The following is a 23,776-nucleotide window of genomic DNA, read 5'->3' on the forward strand; positions in this document are numbered from 1 at the left end:
GGTAAAGATGCTTCGCTGCGCTCGGCATGACGCTCTTTTTTGCTTTTGCTGACCGTCCCTCTTCCCTCTTTCCCGCTTCCCTTCTTCCCCTCATGCCCACCCGTCGCACCTTTCTGGCTCAAAGCGGCGCGGCCCTCACCGGCGCGCTGCTGCTCCCGGCCCTGCCCGGCTGCGCGCCCGGCAACCCGCTGGCGCACATCAAAGGCCGGATGCTAGGGGCCGATGCCGCCACCGGCCACCTGCTGCGCGACCCCGGCCGCATCCCCGCTCCCACCCAAACCATTGAAACCGATGCGCTCATCGTTGGCGGGGGCGTGGCGGGGCTGGCGGCGCGGCGCTGGCTGCACCGCCACGGGCTGACGGACACGCTGCTGGTGGAGCTGGCGGCCGAAACCGGCGGCAATGCTGCCGCGGGCCACAACGCGGCGTCGGCCTACCCCTGGGGCGCCCACTACCTGCCGGTGCCCGACGTGCGCAACGTGGAGCTGCTGGACTTTTTGCAGGAAGTCGGCACGCTCACCGGCTATGGGCCCGATGGGCTGCCCATCTACAACGACTACCACCTGTGCCACGACCCCGACGAGCGGCTCAGCCTCGACGGGCACTGGCAGGACGGGCTGGTACCCAACCTCAACCTCACGGCCGCGGAGCAGGCGCAGTTTGCCCGGTTTTTTAAGCTGATTGAAACCCTCAAAACCGCGAAAGGGCACGACGGGCGCGACGCCTTCTGCATTCCGCTCGACCACGCTTCGGCCGACGCTGAATACCGCCGGCTCGACCAGCTTTCCTTTGCCGACTACCTGACCCGCGAAGGCTTCACCGCCCGGCCCCTGCGCTGGTACCTCGACTACGCCTGTCGCGACGACTACGGCGCCCTGGCTTCGCAAGTCTCGGCCTGGGCGGGCCTGCACTACTTCGCCAGCCGCAAGGGCCGCGCCCACAACGCCACCGGCGGCGACGTGCTGACCTGGCCCGAGGGCAACCATTTTCTGACGGAACACCTGCGGCGCCACGCCACCGCGCCCCTGCAGGCCCACACCCTGGCTTATGACCTGCGCGAAACCCCCACCGGCGTAGAGGTGCTCATCCACAACGTGGCCACCCGCCAGAGCACGCGGGTGCGGGCGCGCCGGGTGCTGCTGGCCACCCCGCAGCACGTGGCCCAGCGGCTGCTGGCCCAGGTGCCCGGCCACGCCCTGCCCCCGGCGGGCTCCCTGCACCACGCGCCCTGGCTCATTGCCAACCTCACCGTGGCCGGCCTGCCCCAGGGCCCCGGCCGCCCCCTGAGCTGGGACAACGTGCGCTACGGCAGCGCCTCGCTGGGCTACATCAACGCCACGCAGCAGTCGGTGCAGCAGGAAAATGGCGCGCCCAAAGTCATCACCCTGTATTGGCCGCTGACCGACGAAGCACCCGGCCCCGCCCGGCGCCGGGCCTACCAAACGCCTTACACCGAGTGGCTGCCGCGCGTGGTGGCCGAGCTCGAAACCTACCACCCCGGCGTGACGCCCTACATCCAGCACGCCGACTTGTGGGTGTGGGGGCACGGCATGGTGGCGCCCACGCCCGGCCTGGTGTGGGGCACCGCCCGGCAGGCCGCCATGCAGCCGGTCCGCAACCGTATTTTCTTCGCCCACACTGATTTTAGCGGCATATCTATTTTTGAGGAAGGGTTTTACCAGGGCATCCGCGCCGCCCGGGAAATCCTGGAAACAACGAAATCAAGCTAAGCAGAAACGTCATGCTTCGCCTGGCTCCCCTCTCCCCAAGGAGAGGGGCCGGGGGTGAGGTTCCGGCGTCAGGTGAAGCGGTAAAGATGCTTCGCTGCGCTCGGCATGACGCTCTTTTAATATCATTCCCTATGCGCCAACCTTGGATACGCTCGGCCCGCTACGACGGGCTGCTGATACTGGCGCCGCCGTTTCTGGCGCTGGCGGTGGTGTTGCTGCTGCCCGCGCCCTACCGCAGCACTGCCCGGATGCCGCTGCTGGCCTGGGTGGCCCTGGTGGTGCTCATCGACGTGGCGCACGTCTACGGCACGCTCTTTCAGACCTATTTCGACCCGCTGAAGCGGCAGCAGCGCCGCACCCTGCTGTGGGTGGTGCCGCTGGCCTGCTACGCGGCGGGCGTGGCCCTGCACAGCGTGGGCGGCATGGTGTTTTGGCGGGCGCTGGCGTACCTGGCCGTTTTTCACTTCATCCGGCAGCAATACGGTTTCCTGCGGCTCTATGGTCGGCAAGAGCCCCGGGACGCGGGCTCGTGGCTGGCCACGGCGCTGGTGTATTACGCCACCATTTACCCGCTGCTGTACTGGCACCTCTCGCCGGCGCGCAATTTCAACTGGTTTATTGATGGGGAATTCGTGCAAGTGGACTGGCCGGCGGGCCGGCTGGTGGCCACGGTTTTGTACGTGGGTTTGATAGCGGCCTACGCGGCCTGGGAATTGCGGCGCTGGCGCCGCACCCGCACGCTGAATGTGCCGCGCAACCTGCTGCTGGGCGGCACGCTGGTTTCCTGGTACGCGGGCATCGTGTGGTTCAACGGCGACCTGGCTTTTACCCTGCTCAACGTGGTGTCGCACGGCATTCCCTACCTGGCGTTGGTCTGGAACGGCGGCCCCACTCCTGCGTCGGCTCGGCGGGCGCCGCGCCGGGGGGCCTGGGCGGGCCGCTACGGGCTGCTGGTGTTTCTGGCGGCGGTGGCGCTGTTTGCCTACCTGGAAGAAGGGCTGTGGGACGGGCTGGTGTGGCGCGAGCACGGCACCGTGTTCGGCTGGTTTCAGCACCTGCCGACGGTGGCCAGCCCGGCGCTGCTCATGTGGCTGGTGCCGCTGCTGGCGCTACCCCAGTCCACCCACTACGTGCTCGACGGCTTCATCTGGCGCCGCTCCAAGTAGCTTGGACGCTGCGAGTCCGAGCACGAGCACAGCGAGTATGAAGAACCGAAAAATCCAGGCGCGAGATGCTCGCTGCGCTCGCGCTCGGACTCGCAGCGTCCAAGCTACTTCACAATGACCAGTTCCACGCGACGGTTCAGGCGGCGGGTTTCTTCGCGGTCGTTGCTGTACTTGGGCTTTGAGCCGCCGAAGCCGACCGTGGTGATGCGGTTTTCGGCCACGCCGCGGCCCACAAGGTAGCGCTTCACCTCGGCCACCCGGTCTTCGGAAAGCTGCTGGTTTTTGTCGGCCGGCGGCTCGTTGGAAGTGTGGCCTTCGAGGCGGATTTCGGTGCCGGGGCTGGCTTGCAGGGCAATGGCCAGGCGGTTGAGCTCGGCGTAGGCGGTGCCGAGTAACGTGGCCTTGCCCTGCGCGAAAAGGATGCTGGGCAAGTCAATTTTAGCCCCGATGGCGGCGGGCAGCAGCAGCAGGTCGCGCCGCGGCGAGCCGCTGATGTCCACCGTGTCGCCCACCGTCAGGAAGCCGCCGCCGGTGGCCGTGAGGTAGTAGCGGCCCGGCAGCAGCGAGAGCTGGTAGCCGCCGGTGTTGTCCGATTTGTGGGTGGCGTTGTACTGCACGCCCGCTTTGTTGGCCAGCAGGTTGGCTTTTACGATAGCGCCGGGCACCGGCTGCTTGGTGCGGGCATCAAGCACGCGGCCGCTCAGGTAGGCGCGGGTGTTGGCATCGGGCGCGGCGGCCACCGGCGCGGGCGGCAGCGAGTCGGCCGATACGGCGCGGCCGGTGCGCCAGATGTCGCTGGTGCCGCTGGGCGTGGCTGAAGACGAGAAATACGCCGTTTTGCCGTCGGGCGCGAGGCTCAGGTAGGCGTTGAAGCCGGGGCCGTTCAGGGCCGGGCCCAGGTTGCGGGGCTCGCTCCACCGGGTCCAGCTTTCGTCGAGGCGCTGGCTCACGAAAATGTCGGCCGAGCCGTAGCCCATGTGGCCGTAGGAAGCGAAATACAGTGTTTTGCCATCGGCCGCGAGCCAGGGCGCGAAGTCGAAGCCCGGCGAGTTCAGCACCGGACCCAGGCTGGCGGGCTCGGTGAAACCGCCCTTGCCGTCGGGCCGGCTCAGATACAGGTCGTTGCCGCCTTCGGAATCGCCGCGCTCCAGTGAGAGCAGCAGGATTTTCCCGTCGCTGCTCAGAAAATAGCCGGCTCCCGGCACGGCGGTGTAAAAATTGGCGATGGGCGCGGGCGTTGGCCGGCCGCCTTTGCTGGCCACGCCGGTAGCTGCCGCGCGCGTTACTTGGCTCAGCCCCTCGTCCCGAAAGCCGTTCGAGTCGTAGGTGCCCCGCACGTACAATGTCTTGCCTTCGGGACCCACGGCGGCCACCACTTCGTTGTTTTGGGCCGTGTTGATGCCATCGAGGCGGGTGGGCGCGCCCCAGGTCTGGCCGTGGTCGGGGCTTTGGCTCAGCCAGGCGTCGCCGCTGTCGGTGTTGCCTTCGGTGTTGCCGGCAAACTTGGTGCGGGCGAAAAATAAGGTGCTGCCGTCGGGGCTCAGCAGCGGGTGCAGTTCGTTGCCGGGCGTGTTGATGCCGCCGCTCAGGGGCTGGGGCGGGCCAAAGGGCGAAGGGCCTTCCAACACGTTCAGGCGCAGCCGAAACAGGCGCCACTGCTGGCTGGCCCGGCCGTTGCTTTTCTGGGCCAGCACGGGCGTGCCGTTGAACTTATCGGAGGCAGCTAGAGCCGCCACGCGTCTTTCGCTGCGGTTTTCGAGCTGGAAGCTGCCGGCCGGGCCCGCCGGCACCAGGCGCCACTGCTGCTGCTCGCCGCCCTGAAACGGGCGCTGCACCAGAGCCATGTTTTCGCCGGGCTTGTCGGCCGTCAGGCAAAGGCTGCTATGGCGCGCCTCGATGCGGTAGTACTCGCTGCCGGTTCTTATCGGCACAAAGCGCCACTGCTGGCTGTTGGCGTGGGTGAATTCCCACTGCACGGCCGCCGCGCCGCTGCTGGTGCTGGCGCTGGCAATGTCGAGGCAACGGCCGCTGCCGCGGTCTATCAGGCCGTAATACGCCCGCTCATCGGGCACGAAAGGGGTTTGGGCTTGGGCAAAAACAGGCAGCAACATTAACAGCGACAGCAATCGAAACATCAGCGGGGGCGCGGAAAAGGGCGCGTGGGTGCATAACGCAAAAGAACGCCGAAATGATGGGATGGGCGGGCGGCTGGATGAACCAGGGCCTTATCAGCGGGTCATGCTCATCTGGCGTCCGCGCAGCCGAAGCATCTCTACCGCTTCGTCTGTCATCCTGAGCATAGCGAAGGACCTTATCAAGCCAGAACTATGTGGACGTGATAAGATGCTTCGCAGGCTCAGCATGACAAGAGGTGCGGTAAAGATGCTTCGCTGCGCTCTGCATGACGTTCTTTATTTGGCCACTCCAACTCGCCACTCCCCCCGCCTCACGCCAGCAGCTTGTGCTTGATGGCATATTGAATCAGCCCCACCACCGACTTGCAGCTGGTTTTGGTGAGGATGTTTTTGCGGTGCGTTTCCACGGTGCGCTCGGAGATGAACAGGGCCGTGGCGATGTCCTGGTTTGATTTTTCCTCGGCCACCAGGCGCAGGATTTCCTTTTCGCGGGCCGTCAGCTCGACTACTGGAGCAGCACCGGGGCGCTGGGCGGGCACGTCGAGGTGCTGGAGCAGGGTCTGGCCCACTTCCTGGCTGAAGTGGGTGCGGCCGGCCGCCACGTTGGCAATGGCGGCGCTGAGCTCGGCCTTGGTAGTGTTTTTCAGGAGGTAGCCGGCGCCGCCGGCTTCTAGCACTTCCATCACCGAGGCGTGGTCGTGGAACATGCTCAGGGCCAGCACCCGCACCGTTGGAAATTCGGTGCGCAGGTGCTGGGTGAGCTCCACGCCGCTCATCTCGGGCATGTTCAAATCCACGAGGGCAACCTGGATTTCCGGGTGCTGGCGCAGGCGGCGCAGGGCCTCGGCCCCGGAATTGGCCTGGGCCACCACGCGCACCGACGCATCGGTTTTGAGCAGGGTTTTGATGCCTTCAATCACCATCTGGTGGTCATCAACCAGCAGCAAATTGGTGCGGGACGGAGCAGTTGGCGCAGCGAACATGGGCATTTTTTTTTGCAGAGAAGCGAAGGGCATCCGGAGCGGCGGCTTGGGGCCAACCGACCTTGCCAGTCGCCCTCGTTTCCGCCGCAGCGTCCGAATACGTTAATTCAAACATACTTCCGTTTTCCTACGGTTCATAGCAATTGGCAAAGATTTCACCGCACGAAACCGGGACTTAGCCCGGCAGCGGCACCGTGGCCGTGACGGTGGTGCCCCGCCCGGGGCGGCTGTCCACGTCGAGCACGCCGCCGAGGTAGGCCACGCGGCTGGCCATGTTGCGCAGGCCCAGGCCGGCGCCTTCGCCCAGCGCGGCGGGGTCGAAGCCCGCGCCGTCGTCTTCCACCAGCAGGGTCAGCTCGTGGGCGTGGCGGATGAGTTGCAAATTGATTTCGCTGGCCCGGGCGTGCTTCACGATGTTCTGCACCGCTTCCTGCACCACCCGGTAGAGGGTGCTTTCGGTATTGGAAGCCAGGCGGGTATCGTCGAGGCCCAGCGTTTCGAGGTGAATGCGCAGGCGGCCGGGCTGCTGCACCTTGTCGAGAAACTCGCGCACGGCGCGGGCCAGACCGCGCTTGATGAGGGCGTTGGGCAGCAGGTTGTGGGAGATGTCGCGCACCTCCCCCACGCTCTCGTCCACCAGCCCCAGGGCGTCGCCGAAACGGCGCTGCTCGTCGGGGCTCAGGCGCGGGGCCAGCTCTTCGCCCAGGGCGTGCACGTTCAGCTTCACCACGCTCAGCAGCTGGCCCACGCCGTCGTGCAGGTCGGCGCCGATGCGGCGGCGCTCGGCTTCTTCGGCTTCGAGCACGGCGGTGGCGCGGCGCTGCTGCAGGGCCTCGCGCTCGGCCGCAAACTCCACTTCGCGGCGCAGGTGGCGGCGGCTCAGCAGCAGGTAGCCCACGCCGGCGGCCAGCGCCGCAATGGCCAGCCCCGCCCACAGCTGTACGCTGCGCCGCCGGATAACCTGCTGCTGGGTGCGCAGCTGCGCGGCCTGCACGCGGTTTTGGGCGTCCTTGCGCTCGGTTTCGTACTGGGTTTGGAGCTCGGCCACGGTGCGGGTGGTGGCGGCCAGGCGCAGGGTGTCGCGCACTAGGCCCATGTCGCGGCGGTAGGCAAAGGCGGCGCGGTAGTCGGCGCGGGCGGCGGCCAGGTCGGCAAGGCCTTCGAGGGCATCGGCTTCTTCCTGCCGGTCGCGGGCGGCGCGGGCCAGGGCCAGCGCCTGCGTGAGGTAGGGCGCGGCGGCGGCGGCCTGCCCGGTTTGCACCAACGACTCGCCCAGAATAGAATACAGGTCGGCGCGGGCGCCGGGCGTCAGGGTGCCGGCCGGGCGGCGGTTGTAGGCGGCCTCCACCCGGCGCAGCAGCGGCAGCGACGCCGCCCAGTGGCCCTGGTACTGCTCCAGCACGGCCAGCGTGAGCAGCAGGCCGTCGTTGGCCGTGGTGTCGGGCTGGGCGCGCACCACGGCCAGCCCTTCGGCCACGTAGGCCCGGGCCCGGGCAAAGTGGCCGGCATCGCGGTGAATGATGGCCAGATGGTTGAGGCAGTGCACGACGTAGGGCGGCACCCGCGCCAGCTGCCAGCCGCGCAGGCTCTGCTCGTAGGCGGTTTGGGCAGCGGGCAGGTTTTGCTGCTCCAGGTAAATCTGGCCGATGGTGCCGTAGGAATCAGCCACTGAAGGGGTGTCGTGCGCGGCCTGGCGCAGGCGCAGGCCACGCAAACTCAGGCGCATGGCCTCGGCAAACCGGCCCTGGCCGATGCGGCGTTTGGCGGCGTTGGCGTAGTTGTGGCCCACCCACAGGGAGTTGCCCAGGGCCGCAAACTCCCGCCCCGACAGCAGGTGCAGCCGCACCGATTCCTCGTTGTGCCCGCCCTGGGCCGCCAGAATGGCTAGGTTGTAGCTCACCCGGGCCAGCCGTTTCCTATCGCCGAGGGCGGTGGCCAGGCGCGCGGCCTGGCGGCCGTAACTGCCGGCCTGCGCCGTGTCGTTGTATTGGAAGTTGAACATCAGCGTCACCAGCGCCTTGGTACCGTTGGTGTCGCGCGGGTGCTGGGCCAGCACGCGGCGCAGGCTGTCCACGGCGCGGGTATCGCGCGCGGGCGGCAGGATTTGTGACTTGGGTTGGGCGTGGGCCAGGCCGGCCACGCCCAGCAGCACCAATACCCAGGCGCTCAGCCGGTAAAAACTCACCATAGAATTACGGTTAAAAATCAAATATTCAGGTATTTTCGTCACCCCGCCCGGCGGAAGCGGCGCGCTGAGCTGCAAGGTTGAGCGGCCGTTTCCTACCCAACCAGCGCATTAGTCAGCGGCATTTCCAGCGTCACGGAGGTGCCATGCCCGGGAGTGGCGTCAAAATTGGCGCGGCCACCCAGATAAGCCATCCGGCTTTCAATGTTTTTCAGCCCAATGCCGGCGTCGGGCCCCAGCGCGGCGGGGTCGAAGCCCACGCCGTTGTCTTCCACCAGCACGGTCAACTCCTCGGCGTGCCGGATAATCTGCAGCGTCACTTCCGTGGCCCGGGCGTGCTTTAAGATATTCTGCACCAGTTCCTGAATGACGCGAAACAGCACGTTCTCCACCGTGGGCTCCAGGCGGCCGCCGCGGTCCAGGCCCACCACTTCCAGGTTGATTTTCAGGCGGCCATCGGGCGTCACCTTGTCCAGAAAGTCGCGCACGGCCTGGGCCAGGCCGCGCTTGATGAGGGCGTTGGGCATGAGGTTGTGCGAGATGCTGCGCACTTCCCGGAAGCTGTCCTCCACCCCATCGAGCGCGTTTTGCAGCATGGCCTGCTGGCCCACGGTTGGCACGCCCAGCTCCTCGCTCAGCGCGTGCAGGTTGAGCTTGGCGGCCGTGAGCAGCTGGCCCACGCCGTCGTGCAGGTCGCTGCCGATGCGGCGGCGCTCGGCTTCTTCGGCTTCCAGCACGGCGGCGGCGCGCAGGCGCTCCAACTGCTGCCGCTCCTGGGTAAACTCCATTTCGCGCCGCAGGCGGCGGCGGCTTACCAGCAGGTAGGCCAGGCCCGCCAGCAGCAGCGCCACCAGCCCACCCGCCCACAGCAGCGTGGTGCGCCGCCGGATGAGTTGCTGCTGCTCGCGCAGTTGCGAGGCTTGCAGGCGGTTTTGAGCGTCCTTTTTCTCGGTGTCGTACTTGGTTTGCAGCTCGGCCACCTGCTGGGTGCTCTGCTCCTGAAACAGCGAGTCGTTCAGCAGCTGAAAGCGCCGCTGCCACTGCAAGGCCTTGGCGGGCTGGCCGTTGTCTTCATACAGCGAAGCAAACCCGTTGTACACCACCCGCACGATGGGCAAGGCGTGCAGGCGCCGGCTAATCTGCAGCGCCTGCTGGTAGGCGGCTTCGGCCTCGGCGGTGCGGTGCAGCAGCGCCAGGGCGTCGCCCAGGTTCAGCCACGATTCGGCCTGGCCCTGCTCGTTGCCCTCGGCCTGGTCGATGGCCAGCGTCTGGCGGTAGTAGCGGTGGGCTTCGGCGCCATGTTTCTGCCGGAGAGCCAGGCCGCCGAGGTTGTAGAGGGCCAGCACGGCCACGCTGGAATCGCCGAGGGCGCGGGCTTTTTGCAGGGATATCTGGAAGTCGGCGCGGGCGGCGGCCAGCCGGTTTTGCCCCATCAGGGCGGTGCCGCTGTTGTTGAAGGCAATGGCCAGGGGCTTGGCGGCGCGGGCATCGCCGGCTTGCACGGCCTGGCTCAGCAGGGCCTGGGCGCGGCGGGCGTATTCCAGGCTCTGGTCGAATTTCTGGAGGTTTTTGTTGGTGGTGGCCAGGCCCAGGCAGGCGCTGCCCTGGCCCAGCAGGTCGTGCCGCTGCTCGGCCAGGCGCAGGGCCTGCAGCAGGCTTTCGGCGGCGGCGGGGAAGTCGCCTTCGGCGTTGGCCATGCGGCCGAGCAGCAGCAAGGCCGCCTGTTGCGGCGCGGGGTGGCCTGCCCCGGCGCGCTGCACCACCAGCGTGGCCAGCCGCTTGGCCTCGGCGGGCTCGGCAGTGCGCAGAACGTTGGCATCGGCCAGCAGCAGGCGCAGTTGGGCGGTGTCGGGGGCGGCGGCGCGGCGGCGGTTCAGGCTGTCGGCCAGCGACGAGGTGGCCACCGTTTGGGCGCAGGCAGGCGGGGCGGCACCGAGCCACAGGCCGCCGAGGCCCAGCCCGACTTGCAGAAGAAAGCGGCCGCCGGAAGAAGAGAAGCGCATGAAATGAGCCGGTTGAGAAACGTTTTCACCTCCTCATCTTGCCGGGCTCTCGGTAAGCTGGCGGCCGGCGCGTTCTAAAAAGAACAAGGCCAGTTCACCGCTTCCGCAAAAGCAACCGAAAATATCAGAGCCGCTAAGTAAAGCAATTATGCCATACTTAGCGGCTCTTATTTTTCTGGTTTCTAGAAAGCCGTGTGCCGCTATGCTTTAGCCAAAGCTACAGCCCGTACTTGCCGCGAAATTTCTTTTCCAGATAGGTCTGCTTGCTCTCAAGCGAGATGCTGCGTCCGTCGATGAAGGCCCGGGTCACGGCGTTGGTGCGCATGTCGAGCAGGTCGCCCTTGCTGAGCACGAAGGTGGCGCTTTTGCCGGTTTCCAGCGAGCCGTAGTCTTTGTCGATGCCCATAATCTGGGCCGTGGTGAGGGTGACGGCCGTCAGGGCCTGCTCCTTGGTGAGACCGAAATTGACCGCCGTGCCGGCGATGAAGGCCAGGTTGCGCGAGCCGGCCGTTTCCTGGTCGCCCTGGTAGTCGAGGCAGAAGCGCACGCCGGCGGCCTGCAGCTGGGCGGGCAGCTTGTAGGGCTGGTCGTAGTCGTCGGCGTCGCGCCGGGGCAGGGCGTGGATGCGCGACACCACCACGCTCACGTCGTTTTGCTTGAGGAAATCGAGCGCCATCCAGGCGTCGCGGGCGCCCACCACGGCCAGCTTCTGCACGCCCAGCCGCCGGGCAAAGCGCACCGCTTCGATGATTTCCTTGCCGTAGTCGGCGTGCAGGTACAGCGTCTTCGAGCCATCGAAGATGCCAGCTAAGGACGACAGGCGTAGGTTTTCCTTGCGGCCGGCGGGCAGCTGGCGGTAGGCGTTGGCTTCGCCAAAAAGCTGCTCCAGGTCGCGCAGCTGCTCTTCGCGGGCTTTCTGGCGCTTGTCGAGGGCGCTGGCGTCCTCGTTCGGGTTGTTGCGAAACACCATGGCGGGCCAGGTGAGGTGCTGGCCGTCGTCGGCGCGCACCACGGCGTCTTGCCAGTTCCAGGCGTCGAGCTGCACCACGCTGCTTTGGCCGGCCAGCAGGCCGCCGCGCGGGGTGGGTTGGGCCAGCAGCACGCCGTTGGTGCGCACCGTGGGCAGGATGTCGGAGTCGGTGTTGTAGGCGATGAGGGCGCGCACGTTGGGGTTCCGCGTGCCCACTTCCTCCTCGTCCACCGTCGCCCGGATGGCTTCTATCTCGGTCAGCCCCAGCGTGGTGTTTGGCAAAATCAGCCCCGGGTACAGCTGCTGCCCGGTGGCGTCGATGGTTTCAAAGCTGCTTTTGTCCTGCGTGAACCCGGCCGCCGGGCCGGCATAGGTCAGGCGGCCTTTGTCGAAGGCCAGCGCGGCGTTGGGCACCACCGTGCCATTGCCCACGTGCAAGGTGGCGCCGGTGATGAGCACCGGCTTGGCCTGGGCGGGTGCCGGCATGGGCACCTGGGCCAGGGCGGCGCCGGTGGCGAATAAGGAAGCAGCAGCAATAAGAAAACGCATAAGTAGGGTGCGGGGCTTGCCCCCGCCCGTCGTTGAACGATACTTTTAATCTGACTCGGTGCGAGTAACCGGGCGGGGGCGAGCCCCGCCCCTACTGCGCCGCCTCTTTTTCCTGGCCCAGGGTGTCGCAGTGCCACAGGCCCTGGGCTTTGCCGGGGGCCGCCTGGGTGGGCGCGCCGCCTTTCCTGGCGGCCAGCATGGCCTGCACCAGCCGCTGCCGCTCTTGCTTAATATCAGCGCGCAAGGCGGCGTCAGCGGTCAGGCTGAACATCTCGCGGCCGTCCACAAACGTGTACTCCGGGTGGGCGTAAATGCTGAGCGGGTTTTCAGACCAGAGCACCACGTCGGCGTCCTTGCCTTCCTTGATGGAGCCCATATGGGCGTCGAGGTGCAGCATTTTGGCCGGGTTGATGGTGACCAGGCGCAGGGCTTCTTCCTCGCTCAGGCCGCCGTACTTCACGGTTTTGGCGGCTTCCTGGTTGAGGCGGCGGCTCATTTCGGCGTCGTCGGAGTTGATGGCCACGTTCAGTCCGGCGCGCGTCATAATGGCGGCGTTGTAGGGGATGGCGTCTTTCACCTCGTTCTTATAGGCCCACCAGTCCGAAAACGTGCTGGCGTTGGCGCCGTGGGCTTTCATCTTGTCGGCCACTTTGTAGCCTTCCAGAATGTGGGTGAAGGTGTTCACCTGGAAGCCCATGCGGTCGGCCACGCCCATCAGCATGTTGATTTCGCTTTGCACGTAGCTGTGGCAGGTGATGAAGCGCTGCTTGTTGAGAATTTCCACCAGCGCTTCCAGCTCCAAGTCGTGGCGCGGGGCTTCGGCGGCCTTCTGCTTGCCTTTGCTGAGCTTGTTCCAGGCCTTCCATTCCTGCTCGTACTCCCGGGCGCGGGTGAAGGCGTCCACGAACACCTGCTCGGTGCCCATGCGCGTTTGCGGAAAGCGCAACACGTTGAGCTCGCCCCAGTTGCTCTGCTTCACGTTTTCGCCCAGCGCAAACTTGATGAAGCCTGGCGCGCCGACAATTTTCATGTCCTCGGGCGTGGCGCCCCAGCGCAGCTTCACCAGCGCCGACTGCCCGCCGATGGGATTGGCCGAGCCGTGCAGCAACTGCGCGGCCACCACCCCGCCGGCCAGGTCGCGGTAGATGCCCACGTCTTCGTTGTCCACCACGTCGCCAATGCGCACCTCGCTGGTCACGGCCTGCGTACCCTCGTTCACCCCGCCCGAAATGGCCAGGTGCGAGTGCTCGTCAATAATGCCCGGCGCCAGGTGCTTGCCCGTGCCGTCGATGCTGCGGCCGCCTTTCGGCAGCGCTAGGTTCTTGCCAATGCGCGTGATTTTGCCATTTTCCAGCAGCACGTCGGTGGCTTCCAGCTTGCCGGCAGCCTCGCTGGTCCACACCGTGGCATTTTTAATGAGCGTGGGCTGCTGGCTGGGCAGGGCGGCCCGGCCGTAGGCGGCGAAGGGGAAAATGACGTTGCCCAGCACCGGCAGCGGCACCACTTTGGCCGAGTCGCGCCGGGCAGCGCGGGTGGCTTCCTCCTGCCGCACAGCGCGCCACTTCACGGGCGTGCCATCAGCCAGCAGGCCATCACCCTGAAACACCCGGCCCTCCTGGGTGTAAAAGCCGCTCAGGCGCACGGAGCCCTCAGCCGGCGAGGGTGCACTGCTGGGTGCTTTCGGCACCTCAGCACTTTTAGCACCCTTGCCTTTCTGCTTGTCACTGAAGTTGAATACGATGGTGGCCAGTTCGCTGGTCACCGCCACGCTGCCTTTGATGGTATCGCCCACCGTGGGCACAATTTTCAGCTCCGGCGCTTCGGGTTTGCCCTGGATGAGCATGGACATGTCCGCGCCGATGTAAAACTCATTTTTTAGAATCTTCTCGGCCGAAGTCAGGCTGAACTTGTACACGCCGCGGTAGTCGGCCGGCACGGTGCTGAGCTGGTACCGCTCGCCCTGCACCCAGTTGTCGAGCAGCACGTTGTCGTCGGCCAGAAAATGGGCCGAGCACACGATAAAATTTGCTTCCATACCCGGCTTCAGCGCCCCGATGCGGTCCTGGGCACGCAGCAGGCGGGCGGGCGTTTCGGTGAGGGCGCGCAGCGCGGCGGTTTCGCTCAGGCCGTACTGGGCGGCTTTGCGCAGGTTGGGCAGGAATTTCTTCTTGTCTTTGAGGTCGGCCGCCGTGAGCACGAAGGGCACGCCGGCCTGGCTGAGGCGGGCAGCGTTGGCGGGCGCCAGCTCCCAGTGCTTGAGGTCTTCGAGCGGGATGCGCAGCGCATCGTACACGTCGGCCACGTCGTAGGCCTCCGGAAAGTTGAGGGGCACCACGAAGGTGGCACCTGTCTTTTTCAGGTCGTCGAGGCGCTGGTATTCGTCGCCGCGCCCTTTGATGATGTACTGCTGGCCGGCTTCGTCGCCCAACTTATCAGCCCGCAGGGCCGACAGTTTATCATTGACCTGAAAGATGGCCGGCAGCGCTTTCTGCTGGCTCAGGGCCTGCAGCGAGAGGTTGCGCTCGCGGGCGGGGTTGCGCTGGTTCCACTGGGCGTCGAGGTAGGTTTGGCGCAGCAGCGCAATGCTGCCCATCAGCGAGCCGGGGTAGTCCTGGGTGCTGCTGCCTTTGTCGAAGGACAGGCCCGCGGCGGCGCGCTCCAGCAGCATCACCTCCTGCTCGCGGCGGTTGGTGTTGAGGCTGACCAGCGTGGCCGTGCCGCGCATGATGCCATCGGCCGGCTGCGTGAGCACGGCCCCGAAGCCCAGCGCCCGGTAGGCCGTGGCCTGGTCGTTGTTGATTTTGAACAGCTCGGCCGCGTTCACCTCCGGGTGAACGGCCTGGTTCCAACTATAGGCGCCGGTTTTCTGGCTCTCAAATTGCGGGCCGGCGCGGCGGCTGCGCGCGGCGGCCGGGGCGTCGGGCACGCCGTAGCTCGTGAACACGTCTACCAGGCCGGGGTAAATAAACTTGCCCGCCACATCCTGCACCACGGCGCCGGCCGGGATTTTCACGCTGGCGGCGGGGCCCGTAGCCACCACCTTGCCGTCCCGAACCAGCAGCGTGCCGTCGCTGATTTTGGTTTGGTAATCGGTATACAGCGTGGCGTGGGTAAAAGCAAAGGTGCCGGGGCGCTGGTCGTACACGCCGTTGCGCGGGAACGTGCCGGGCTGGGCCCAGGCCGCGCTGCCCGCCACGGCCAGCAATGCCGTGGCCATGCCCTTTTTCGTATGGTTTTTCATCAAATACCCATTCGGTTTTGCAGAATCATTCCGAAAGCCGGAATTCATTCTCATTCTGTCAACAAATGTAGCCCGGTGGCCAACGCTCCGGCAACGGTTCAGCCCGATTGGCAGTAAGTAATAGGCTTCTGAACCAAATACTCACCCCTTTCCCCTCCTGCTTCACCATGCGCAAAGGCACCAAAGTCACCTGGAAATACGGCACCGGCACGGCCACCGGCAAAATTGAATCGGTGCACAAAGAGCCCGTTTCCCGCACCATCAAAGGCTCCGAGATTCACCGCAATGGCTCGGCCGACGACCCGGCCCTGGTCATCGTGCAGGACAACGGCGACCGGGTGCTCAAGCTCAAAAGCGAGGTGAAAGCGGCCAGCTAGCACCTGCCGTAACACCACAAAGACACCACAAAAAAGCCCCGTCAGGTCCTGACGAGGCTTTTTACCTATTGAGCCGCAACTCCGGGCTATCGGTTGTTCGGGTCAGGCTTGATGAAGGCTTCTTCTTCCATTTCGGTGGGCACCACCACCACGCCCTTCTGGAGCATGGAGTTGCGCTGGCCGTAGAGGAAGTAAACGATGAAGCCCAGCAGCATCCAGCCCACGGCCACCTTCAGCGTAAACGAATCGAGGCCGACGATGAGCAGCGTGCACACCAGCGCCCCCATGATGGGCACCAGCGGGAAGCTGGGCGAGGACAGCGGCGCACGGAAAGGGCGCGGCTGGTTGGGGTCGGAGCGGCGCATAATCCACACGCCGATGCTCACCAGCACGAAGGCCAGCAGCGTGCCGAAGGAGGTGAGGTCGCCGGCCAAGGAGCCGGGCACGAAGGCGGCGAACAGGCCCACAAACACCATCAGCATCAGGTTCGACTTGTAGGGAGTGTTAAATTTGGAGTGCAGCTCCGAAAACGCCTTGGGCATGAGCCCGTCTTTGGCCATGGAGAAGAACACGCGGCTCTGCCCCATGAGCATCACCAGGATAACCGAGGTGAAACCGAGCAGGATGCCCACCGTGACGCCCGTGGCCAGCCAGCCGTAGCCGGGCATGTGCGCCCGGATGGCGTAGGCCACCGAAGCCTCGCCGCCCAACGCCGGGTCGGCAAACTCGCGCCAGCTGGCCACGCCCGTCAGCACGTGCCCGAACAGAATGTACAGCACCGTGCAAATGGCTAGCGAACCCAGAATGCCGATGGGCATATCGCGCTTGGGGTTGCGCGCTTCCTGCGCGGCCGTGCTCACGGCGTCGAAGCCGATGAAGGCAAAGAATACAATGCCCGCGCCGCCGATGATGCCGCCGATGCCGTGCTTGAAGAAGCCTTCGTAGGTGCGCACCGTTTCGCCGGCTGCGTTTTTCACCACGGCATCGGCCGGAATGAGGTAGGGCGTGTGGTTGGCCGAGTTGATGAACTGCCAGCCCACGGCGATGAACACCACCACGATGAGCACCTTCAGCACCACAATAATGGCGTTGAACAGGGCCGACTCCTGGGTGCCTTTCACCAGCAGCAGGCTGAGCATCACGATGATGAATAGTGCGGGCAGGTTGATGATGCCGTGCTGCTCCACGTTGTTAATGACGGCGTGCTCGAAAGGCGAGTGGCACAAACTATACGGTATACTCGTGCCAAAGACCTCCAAGAGCTTGTTGAGGTATTCGCTCCAGGCAATGCTGACGGTGGCCGCGCCCAGGGCATATTCCATGATGAGGGCCCAGCCGATAACCCAGGCCACGAACTCGCCCATGGTGGTGTAGGCGTAGGTGTAGGCCGAGCCGGCAATCGGAATCATAGCCGCAAACTCGGCGTAGCACAGGCCCGCGAACACGCAGCCAAAGGCCGCCAGTATAAAAGCCAGCGTCACGCCCGGCCCGGAGGCCTGCGCGGCGGCGGCGGCGGTGCGCACAAACAGGCCGGCCCCGATGATGGCGCCCACGCCCAGGGCCACGAGGTTACCGGCGCCCAGCGTCCGTTGCAAAGTCCCGTGCCCGGAGGCATTGGCCTCGCCCAGAAGCACGGCCAGGGGTTTTTTGGCGAAAATACTTGCCATGTGTTAGGTGTAAAGAAGGAAGAAGTGTGAAATAAAAGGGTTCGGTAAGCGGGTTGGCCCAGCGCGTTTGGCCGAGGATTTTAACCTAGGCACCAGCGACGGGTCCGAAATATAGGCAGCAAATTGGCTCCGATTAGGCCGAGCCGGCCTGGGGCACGGATGCGGCTACGGCGCCGCCGTTGCGCTGCGCCGCTTAAACCTGCTTCGCTCCCCGGCATCCAAGCCCGTGTTTCACCCTTCATCGCTCCGTTTTATATGAAAAGGATTCTCGTTGCGCTCGCCGTGCTGCTCGCCGCTGCCGGCACTGCCTCTGCCCAGGCGCCGGCCGGCGCCAGCCCGGCCACGGCCCCAAAATCGCCCGACCAGCAGGCCCAGCGCCGCGCCCAGCACCTCGCCAAAGAACTCGGCCTCACCGCCGACCAGCAGGCCCGCCTGGAGCCCATCCTGCTGGCCCAGCGCCAGGAAATGATGACCCTGCGCGACAAGGCGCAAGCCGGCGGCCGCCAGCGCGGCATGGGCCAGGAGCTGAAAGTCATCCAGGCCAAATACACCGAGCAGATGAAGGCCGTGCTCACGCCCGAGCAGTTTGCCAAGTTCGACCAGTTGAAGGACGAGCAGCGCGACAAAATGCGCGAGCGCCGGGCCAGCGGCCAGGGCCGGCCCGCGGGGCGCTAATTCCTGGCGTTAAGCTGGAAAAAGCGCCTGCTCATCGATAGCAGCAGGCGCCTGTTGTCCGGAACTGAGTCTTGGCATACTGCTTGCAATTACCCTGGCAAGTGAATGTCGCACCGTTCACCCCCTCCCTACCCTTCACTTTTCCTTCTTCTTCAAAGTACTCATGAAAAAGACCCTGATGTTGCTCGCTGCCCTGGCTTTCACCACCGCCGGCACCAGCTTTGCCCAAACCGCCCCCGCTGCTACCACCAAGGTGAAAATGCACGGCGGCAAAGGCGCCCACGGCCCCAAGGACCCCGCCAAGATGGCCGACCACAAAGCCGCCAAAATGGCCAAGGAGCTCGGCCTCACCGCCGACCAGGAAGCCAAAGTGGAGCAGCTGATGCTGGCCCGCCAGCAGGAAACCGCCGCCCTCAAAACCAAGTACGCCGCCGACAAAAACGCCGGCCGTGCCGAAATGAAGGCCTCGCACGAGAAGTACGCCGCGCAACTGAAAACCATCCTCACGCCGGAGCAATATGCCAAGTTCGACCAGATGAAGGACGAACACCGCGGCCACGGCAAAGGCCCGGGCGGCAAAACCAAAGTGAAAGCCAAAGCATAGTTTCTGGCCGCGCCACAAGCCTAAAAAGCCCCCCGGACGTATTGTTCGGGGGGCTTTTTAGGCTTGTGGCGCATCCGGGTAACGGCCCGGGGTTATTGGGCTTTGCTCACGCGCTGGCTACGCACGCTCCCGTCAGGCGCGGTTACCTGCACGTGGTACAAACCGGCGGGCTGGGCCGATAAATCCAGCGTGCGCTTTGCGTCCGATACCTGCCCTTGCTGGCAAAGCCGGCCCGCGGCATCGTACACGCGCACGGTTTCATTGCCTACCAGCGCCCCGGACAATTGCATGGGGCCAGCGGTCGGGTTGGGATAGGCCAGCAACTGCCGGGCGGGGTCGGCCGTGTTTCGTACCGCCAACGCTACCCCGGAATAGCGCAACAGCATTTTCTGATTCTGAGCAGATTTATTGTCCTCGTACGTAGGGGTTGCCCATATTTCGGTATCATTAAGGGCCGCAACCGTGCCATACAGCGTTGCATCCGTTCCCAGTACTTGCCAAGTGGTGCCCCGGTCGCGCGTGATGGCGGTAATCCCCGTGAAGACTGGAAACTGGTTAGGAAGTCTGACGCTTTGGGAACCCACGCTGAGGTAGGTACCCGGCCGGCCCGGTATGGGTGTCAGGTCCATCAGCGGGGGCTGGCCACTGAATGCAACGGCAGTCCAAGTGGCCCCCCCATCGGCGGTGCGCAGCAATCTTAGCGGGGGGAGGTCCGGTGTGTAGGCCAAGCCGTCCAGCGCATTTTCAAAGGCTACCTTCCGGCCAATACCAGCCGTTGACGTCCAGGTCAGGCCTTCATCAGCGGTGCGCAGCAAGGCCCCATTTGAAGTCGTGAGCCACAGGCTGCTGCCAATACTTTGCTCGGAAAAGATTAAATCCCCCGCGGCGGTTGCGTAAGGCGGAATGGTGGCCACCTGCCCCCAGGTGCTGCCCCCGTCCGTGGTCCGGTACACCGTATTAGTGGTGCCCGCCAATGCGATGCCCGTGGTGGTGGTAAAAAAGTGAACCATTTTAAATGCTGCGGGTGGCACAGCCAGGGTTACAAAACCCGTCACTCCTGAAACGGTCCTTTCAAACGTCAATGCGCCATTCACCGCGCTTTTGGTAAGCAGCCAGGCATTCTGTCCATCCAGCACGTCAACATCCACCAGCCAATTCCCCGACGGGGGCACCGATGCCCCGGTGGCCCCAGAAGATGCCAAGCCCCGCGTTTGCCAGGTTTGCCCATTGTCAGCGCTCAGAAATAAGGTGGAAGAATAACTTCCGAGCCCAGAGCTTTGGGTAGATATTCCCCACAGCACGTTCGGCAGTGCCCGGAACAACCGTGCGCCGGCCCCCAGTCCTGTGTAAAAATTCGGTACTCCGGTGGGCGCCACCCACGGCGCTTGCCCGAACACGCGCTGAGGTAATGCGTTGCTTAGCAGCACAAGCGCAAGCAGCGAAATAGGTAGCTTGTTTTTCATTTTTCGTGTTTTTTTAAGAAAGAAATCTGATAAACGTTGGCCTGAAGACAGTCTGTCCGACATCTTTAACGGCCTTGGCAGCACTTTGTAGACTATTCCCGTGCCTTGAAGGGACAAAATAAGCAATTTTAGGCTGTTTGCGGCTGGGAATATGCAATCCCGCCAATAACTCTCCGCCGGGTATTTATATTTGACCTACTACACCCCCTGATTTGACTGGTTCAAAGCCCCGTACCACCATCCCCTCCCTCCCATGCCTCCCCTTCCCAGTAGCACGGCCTCGGCCGTGCAAATTCAGCAGTTCTACGACAAGGGCCTGGCCCACGCCAGCTACGCCGTGCGCTGCGGCCGCCAGGTCGCCATCATCGACCCGGGCCGCGACCCCCAGCCCTACTACGATTTCGCCGACGAGCACGAGGCCGACATCGTGGCCGTGATTGAGACGCACCCGCACGCCGATTTTGTGTCGTCGCACCTGGAAATCGCCCAGGAAACCGAGGCCACCATCTACTGCAGCAAGCTGGTGGGCGCCAAGTACCCCCACAAAAGCTTCGACGACGGCGACCGTCTCAAGCTCGGCAGCGTGGAGCTCCACGCCATCAACACGCCCGGCCATTCGCCCGACAGCATCAGCATCCTGCTGCTGGATGAAATGGCCCAGAGCCGCGCCGTGTTCACCGGCGACACGCTGTTTGTGGGCGACGTGGGCCGGCCCGACCTGCGCGAAGAAGAGGCCGTGGGCGGCCACAAGCGCGAAGAACTGGCCGCCGAGCTCTACCGCAGCACCCGCAACAAGCTCATGACCCTGCCCGGCACCACCCGCGTGTACCCCGCGCACGGCCCCGGCAGCCTCTGCGGCAAAACCACCAGCCCGGACCTGGACAGCACCATTGCCAAGGAGCTGAAAACCAATTACGCCCTGCAACCCATGTCGCAGGATGAGTTCATCAAAGTCCTGCTCGAAGACCAGCCCTTCGTGCCCAAATATTTCGGGCACGACGTGAAGCTGAACAAGGCGGGCGCCCCCAGCTTCGAGGACAGCATCCGGGCGGTGCCACACCTGAGCAGCACCGCCGCCCTGGAGCCCGGTGTGCTCGTCATCGACACGCGCCCGGCGGCCAAGTTCCGCGCCGGCCACCTGCCTGGCGCCATCAACCTGCAGGACGGCGGCAAGTTCGAAACCTGGCTGGGCTCGGTGGTGGGCCCCGGCGAGAAGTTCTACCTGCTGGCCGACACCAAGATTGCGCTGGACACGGTGGTGCGCAAAACCGCCAAAATCGGCTACGAAGCCAACATCAAAGGCGCCCTACTGGCCCCGCTGGCCCTGCCCGAAACCGCCCCCGCCGTGGACGTGGAAGCCGTGCGCCAGCACCCCGAGCAGTTCACCATCGTCGACATCCGCAACCGCGCCGAAGCCAAAGTCCCGGTCTTCGACAACGCCCTGCTCATCCCGCTGCCCGAGTTGCGCGAGCGCGCCCACGAAATCCCCACCGACAAGCCCGTGCTCATTCACTGCGCCGGCGGCTACCGTTCGGCGGCCGGGGCCAGCATCGTGCACCAGGCCCTTACCGGCGTGGAAGTGCTGGATTTAGGCGAGGCGATTACGGATTTTCAGAAGCAGGCGGTGCATTAGCGCTACTTCCCGCGATGACGGATAGAGCGTAATTACACCCGGTTTGGCTCAGATTACGCCACTCAGGTGGGGGTACCGTTCGGCTTGCCGCTATGCTGAGTAGCGGCAAGCCGAACGGTACCCCCACCTATTTTATTTATTTATGACTTGGACAAAAAGAAGGTTTATAAAGACCGGACTTGCGGCAGCGACCGGGCTGGCAGCAGTGGACTCGTTCTGGATAGAGCCATTTTTTATTGAAACAAACGAATTCTTTTTGGGTAAGTCCAGCGCAGGAAAGTTCGACATGAAAGTTGTGCAAGTATCGGACATTCATATTCATTCCGTAAATCACCAACTCAAGCAATTAGCCCAACAACTCAACACCCTTAAACCGGACCTCATTTTAATTACCGGTGATGCAGTAGACGAAGCCGGAAACATTCATCTGCTGAATACCTTTCTGAGACTTATTAATATTAACCTTAAAAAGGTGGCAATTCTGGGAAATTGGGAATACTGGGGACGAATAGACCTCACCGCGCTAAAGCACACTTACACCGAAAATAATTGTGACCTGCTAGTTAATGAATCCAGGCAATATTCTTTTCGCAACAAGACAATTGCCCTGACTGGTGTTGATGATTACATCGGCGGCACGGCGGATATCGACTTCGCCTTAACAACCTACCGGAAAAGTGACTATCACATCATTTTAAATCATTGCCCGCAATACAGCGAAACCATTGCAACGCAAGTGCCCAAAACCGTTCCAGTAGACTTTATTCTATCTGGCCACACCCACGGCGGGCAAATTAATTTGTTTGGTTTTGTTCCTTTTACGCCGCGAGGTAGTGGCAAATATTTGAAAGGGTGGTATAACGACAATGCCCTAAACATGTATGTTTCAAAGGGTGTTGGAACAAGTATTTTGCCTGCAAGATTTATGGCAAGAGCTGAGATTGCCGTATTTTACATGGCGACCTGAAAAGCGGAAGAGTATGCCCTTTCCGTTGGCGCGCGTCCGCAAGGCTTGCCAGCAGGGCTGTTTTACAATTGCCCTCACAGGATACCGGAGCTTTTTCCTTGCTTGCCGCGTGGGTATCTTTGAGATTATCTCTACCATATGCGCGTCCTTCACACCGCCGATTGGCACCTCGGCCAGCACTTCCTCACGGGCCAGGAACGCACCACCGAGCAGCAGGCTTTCCTCGACTGGCTGCTGCTGACGGTGCAGGACCAGGGCATTGACGCCCTGGTAATTGCCGGTGACATTTTCGACACCCAAACGCCTTCGTACACGGCGCAGGAGCTGTACTACACCTTTTTGGTGAAGATGCAGGCCACCTGCTGCCGCGACATCGTGGTGGTGGGCGGCAACCACGATTCGCCCACCATGCTCAACGCCTCGCGGCAGCTGCTGCGGCAGTTGCGCATCCACGTGGTGGGCGGCGTGCCCACTGACCCAGCCGAGCAAATCCTGCCCCTCCACGGCGCCGATGGCCGGCCCGGGCTGGTGGTGTGCGCGGTGCCGTTTCTGCGCGACCGCGACATCCGCCTGGCCGTGGCCGGCGAAACCCTCGACGACCGTCAAATCCGTATTCGCCAGAGCATTGCCGGCCACTACGCGGCCCTGGCCGAAAGCGACGCTGTGCGCCGCCTGCGCGAGCAGGACGTGCCCGTGCTGGCCACCGGCCACCTCTACGCGGCCGGCGGCGAGGCCCGCGAAGGCGCCGAGCGCGACGTGCACATCGGCGGGCTGGGTCTGATTGGCGCCGAGCACTTTCCGGCCGCGTTCGACTACGTGGCCCTGGGGCACCTGCACCGCCCGCAGGTGGTGGGCGGACGGGCGCACATCCGCTACTCGGGCTCGCCGGTGCCGCTGTCCTTCACCGAAGCCGACGACAAGCAGCAGGTCTTGCTGCTCGAATTTGAAGGAGCCGGCGCGCCGCGCATCAGCAGCATCCCGGTGCCGGTGGCGCGCCGTTTGCAGCGTTTCCACGGCTCGTTGGAAGAAGTGGAGGCCGACATTCTGGCTTTCGACAACGCGGCCTTCCCGCTGGTGGCTTGGGCCGATGTGTTGGTGCGCTCCGACGAGACGCCGGCCGAAGTGCAGCGCCGGGTGCAGGCCGTGTTGCAACTGCAAAAGCAGCAGGTGGTGGCCCCGCGCGGCGTGCGCCACCAGCGCGCCACCGAGGCGCCGGATTTGGCCGAAAGCGCCATTCCGCTAGCGTTGCTGCACGAATTGACCGTAGAAGAAGTATTTGGCCGGCGCGTGGCGGGCTTGCCGCCGGAGCGGGCCGCCGCCCTCACCGCCACCTTCGGCGAGCTGCGCCAGTTGCTGGCCGAGGCCGACCCGCTGGCCTGGGGCGGCGAGTAGCGCGGCGTAGCGTGGACTCGGCGAGTCCGCGCCTTG

At 64.3% G+C, this 23,776-nt stretch carries 16 protein-coding genes; 8 read left to right on the forward strand and 8 right to left on the reverse strand.

Annotated features, from left to right (window positions below):
* Positions 1 to 92: 92 nt before the first annotated feature.
* Both I2H31_RS20765 and I2H31_RS20770 read left to right on the forward strand, forming a co-directional pair.
* Positions 93 to 1,730, forward strand: a complete 1,638-nt coding sequence (locus tag I2H31_RS20765; protein ID WP_196294976.1) for an NAD(P)-binding protein — start codon at positions 93 to 95, stop codon at positions 1,728 to 1,730.
* A 131-nt stretch (positions 1,731 to 1,861) separates the two neighbouring features.
* Positions 1,862 to 2,896, forward strand: a complete 1,035-nt coding sequence (locus I2H31_RS20770; protein WP_196294977.1) for a hypothetical protein — start codon at positions 1,862 to 1,864, stop codon at positions 2,894 to 2,896.
* Positions 2,897 to 3,000: 104 nt separating this feature from the next.
* Here the strand turns inward: I2H31_RS20770 and I2H31_RS20775 are convergent, their stop codons facing one another.
* The 6 genes from I2H31_RS20775 to I2H31_RS20800 all read right to left on the reverse strand — a co-directional run bounded on the left by I2H31_RS20775 (position 3,001) and on the right by I2H31_RS20800 (position 14,962).
* Positions 3,001 to 5,007: an RICIN domain-containing protein gene (locus I2H31_RS20775; RefSeq protein ID WP_196294978.1), complete on the reverse strand. Its 2,007-nt coding sequence runs from the start codon at positions 5,005 to 5,007 to the stop codon at positions 3,001 to 3,003.
* Between the two features lie 335 nt (positions 5,008 to 5,342).
* Complete coding sequence (locus I2H31_RS20780) at positions 5,343 to 6,020, reverse strand: response regulator (RefSeq protein WP_196294979.1); 678 nt, start codon at positions 6,018 to 6,020, stop codon at positions 5,343 to 5,345.
* A 169-nt stretch (positions 6,021 to 6,189) separates the two neighbouring features.
* Positions 6,190 to 8,202 carry a tetratricopeptide repeat-containing sensor histidine kinase gene (locus I2H31_RS20785; RefSeq protein ID WP_196294980.1) on the reverse strand — a complete coding sequence of 671 codons (2,013 nt, stop codon included), beginning with the start codon at positions 8,200 to 8,202 and terminating at the stop codon, positions 6,190 to 6,192.
* A 92-nt stretch (positions 8,203 to 8,294) separates the two neighbouring features.
* Positions 8,295 to 10,202 carry a tetratricopeptide repeat-containing sensor histidine kinase gene (locus I2H31_RS20790; RefSeq protein ID WP_196294981.1) on the reverse strand — a complete coding sequence of 636 codons (1,908 nt, stop codon included), beginning with the start codon at positions 10,200 to 10,202 and terminating at the stop codon, positions 8,295 to 8,297.
* A gap of 217 nt (positions 10,203 to 10,419) precedes the next feature.
* The gene (locus tag I2H31_RS20795) at positions 10,420 to 11,721 is read right to left on the reverse strand and encodes an amidohydrolase family protein (protein WP_196294982.1); all 1,302 of its coding nucleotides are present in this window, start codon (positions 11,719 to 11,721) and stop codon (positions 10,420 to 10,422) included.
* A 91-nt stretch (positions 11,722 to 11,812) separates the two neighbouring features.
* A complete protein-coding gene (locus tag I2H31_RS20800; RefSeq protein WP_230687961.1) occupies positions 11,813 to 14,962 on the reverse strand; it encodes an amidohydrolase family protein in 3,150 nt (1,049 codons plus the stop codon).
* A 167-nt stretch (positions 14,963 to 15,129) separates the two neighbouring features.
* On the opposite strand from I2H31_RS20800, the gene I2H31_RS20805 reads away from it, so the two are divergent.
* On the forward strand, positions 15,130 to 15,339 hold the full coding sequence (locus I2H31_RS20805) for a hypervirulence associated TUDOR domain-containing protein (protein ID WP_196294983.1): 210 nt from the start codon (positions 15,130 to 15,132) through the stop codon (positions 15,337 to 15,339).
* 86 nt (positions 15,340 to 15,425) lie between these two features.
* Here I2H31_RS20805 and I2H31_RS20810 read toward each other — a convergent pair whose 3' ends face one another.
* Positions 15,426 to 17,006, reverse strand: coding sequence for an amino acid permease (locus tag I2H31_RS20810; protein ID WP_196294984.1), 1,581 nt, complete (start codon positions 17,004 to 17,006; stop codon positions 15,426 to 15,428).
* A gap of 255 nt (positions 17,007 to 17,261) precedes the next feature.
* Between I2H31_RS20810 and I2H31_RS20815 the strand changes: the two genes are divergently transcribed.
* Positions 17,262 to 17,681, forward strand: a complete 420-nt coding sequence (locus I2H31_RS20815; protein ID WP_196294985.1) for a hypothetical protein — start codon at positions 17,262 to 17,264, stop codon at positions 17,679 to 17,681.
* A 163-nt stretch (positions 17,682 to 17,844) separates the two neighbouring features.
* On the forward strand, positions 17,845 to 18,285 hold the full coding sequence (locus I2H31_RS20820; RefSeq protein WP_196294986.1) for a hypothetical protein: 441 nt from the start codon (positions 17,845 to 17,847) through the stop codon (positions 18,283 to 18,285).
* A gap of 92 nt (positions 18,286 to 18,377) precedes the next feature.
* Here the strand turns inward: I2H31_RS20820 and I2H31_RS20825 are convergent, their stop codons facing one another.
* Positions 18,378 to 19,865 (reverse strand): T9SS type A sorting domain-containing protein, encoded by a 1,488-nt coding sequence (locus tag I2H31_RS20825; protein WP_196294987.1) that lies wholly within the window; start codon positions 19,863 to 19,865, stop codon positions 18,378 to 18,380.
* A 136-nt stretch (positions 19,866 to 20,001) separates the two neighbouring features.
* On the opposite strand from I2H31_RS20825, the gene I2H31_RS20830 reads away from it, so the two are divergent.
* The 3 genes from I2H31_RS20830 to sbcD all read left to right on the forward strand — a co-directional run bounded on the left by I2H31_RS20830 (position 20,002) and on the right by sbcD (position 23,740).
* Positions 20,002 to 21,381 (forward strand): MBL fold metallo-hydrolase, encoded by a 1,380-nt coding sequence (locus I2H31_RS20830; protein WP_230687962.1) that lies wholly within the window; start codon positions 20,002 to 20,004, stop codon positions 21,379 to 21,381.
* 142 nt (positions 21,382 to 21,523) lie between these two features.
* Positions 21,524 to 22,348 carry a metallophosphoesterase gene (locus tag I2H31_RS20835; protein ID WP_230687963.1) on the forward strand — a complete coding sequence of 275 codons (825 nt, stop codon included), beginning with the start codon at positions 21,524 to 21,526 and terminating at the stop codon, positions 22,346 to 22,348.
* 138 nt (positions 22,349 to 22,486) lie between these two features.
* Positions 22,487 to 23,740, forward strand: coding sequence for an exonuclease subunit SbcD (gene sbcD, locus I2H31_RS20840; protein WP_196294988.1), 1,254 nt, complete (start codon positions 22,487 to 22,489; stop codon positions 23,738 to 23,740).
* Positions 23,741 to 23,776 lie beyond the last annotated feature (36 nt).

The organism is Hymenobacter ruricola (assembly GCF_015694525.1).
GTDB lineage: Bacteria > Bacteroidota > Bacteroidia > Cytophagales > Hymenobacteraceae > Hymenobacter > Hymenobacter ruricola.

What these genes read in the sequence shown, in the direction of transcription:
- I2H31_RS20765 (WP_196294976.1), top strand. Translation starts at nt 93, where the DNA reads ATGCCCACCCGTCGCACCTTTCTGGCTCAAAGCGGCGCGGCCCTCACC.
- I2H31_RS20770 (WP_196294977.1), top strand. Translation starts at nt 1,862, where the DNA reads ATGCGCCAACCTTGGATACGCTCGGCCCGCTACGACGGGCTGCTGATA.
- I2H31_RS20775 (WP_196294978.1), bottom strand. Translation starts at nt 5,007, where the DNA reads ATGTTGCTGCCTGTTTTTGCCCAAGCCCAAACCCCTTTCGTGCCCGAT.
- I2H31_RS20780 (WP_196294979.1), bottom strand. Translation starts at nt 6,020, where the DNA reads ATGCCCATGTTCGCTGCGCCAACTGCTCCGTCCCGCACCAATTTGCTG.
- I2H31_RS20785 (WP_196294980.1), bottom strand. Translation starts at nt 8,202, where the DNA reads ATGGTGAGTTTTTACCGGCTGAGCGCCTGGGTATTGGTGCTGCTGGGC.
- I2H31_RS20790 (WP_196294981.1), bottom strand. Translation starts at nt 10,202, where the DNA reads ATGCGCTTCTCTTCTTCCGGCGGCCGCTTTCTTCTGCAAGTCGGGCTG.
- I2H31_RS20795 (WP_196294982.1), bottom strand. Translation starts at nt 11,721, where the DNA reads ATGCGTTTTCTTATTGCTGCTGCTTCCTTATTCGCCACCGGCGCCGCC.
- I2H31_RS20800 (WP_230687961.1), bottom strand. Translation starts at nt 14,962, where the DNA reads ATGAAAAACCATACGAAAAAGGGCATGGCCACGGCATTGCTGGCCGTG.
- I2H31_RS20805 (WP_196294983.1), top strand. Translation starts at nt 15,130, where the DNA reads ATGCGCAAAGGCACCAAAGTCACCTGGAAATACGGCACCGGCACGGCC.
- I2H31_RS20810 (WP_196294984.1), bottom strand. Translation starts at nt 17,006, where the DNA reads ATGGCAAGTATTTTCGCCAAAAAACCCCTGGCCGTGCTTCTGGGCGAG.
- I2H31_RS20815 (WP_196294985.1), top strand. Translation starts at nt 17,262, where the DNA reads ATGAAAAGGATTCTCGTTGCGCTCGCCGTGCTGCTCGCCGCTGCCGGC.
- I2H31_RS20820 (WP_196294986.1), top strand. Translation starts at nt 17,845, where the DNA reads ATGAAAAAGACCCTGATGTTGCTCGCTGCCCTGGCTTTCACCACCGCC.
- I2H31_RS20830 (WP_230687962.1), top strand. Translation starts at nt 20,002, where the DNA reads ATGCCTCCCCTTCCCAGTAGCACGGCCTCGGCCGTGCAAATTCAGCAG.
- I2H31_RS20835 (WP_230687963.1), top strand. Translation starts at nt 21,524, where the DNA reads ATGACTTGGACAAAAAGAAGGTTTATAAAGACCGGACTTGCGGCAGCG.
- sbcD (WP_196294988.1), top strand. Translation starts at nt 22,487, where the DNA reads ATGCGCGTCCTTCACACCGCCGATTGGCACCTCGGCCAGCACTTCCTC.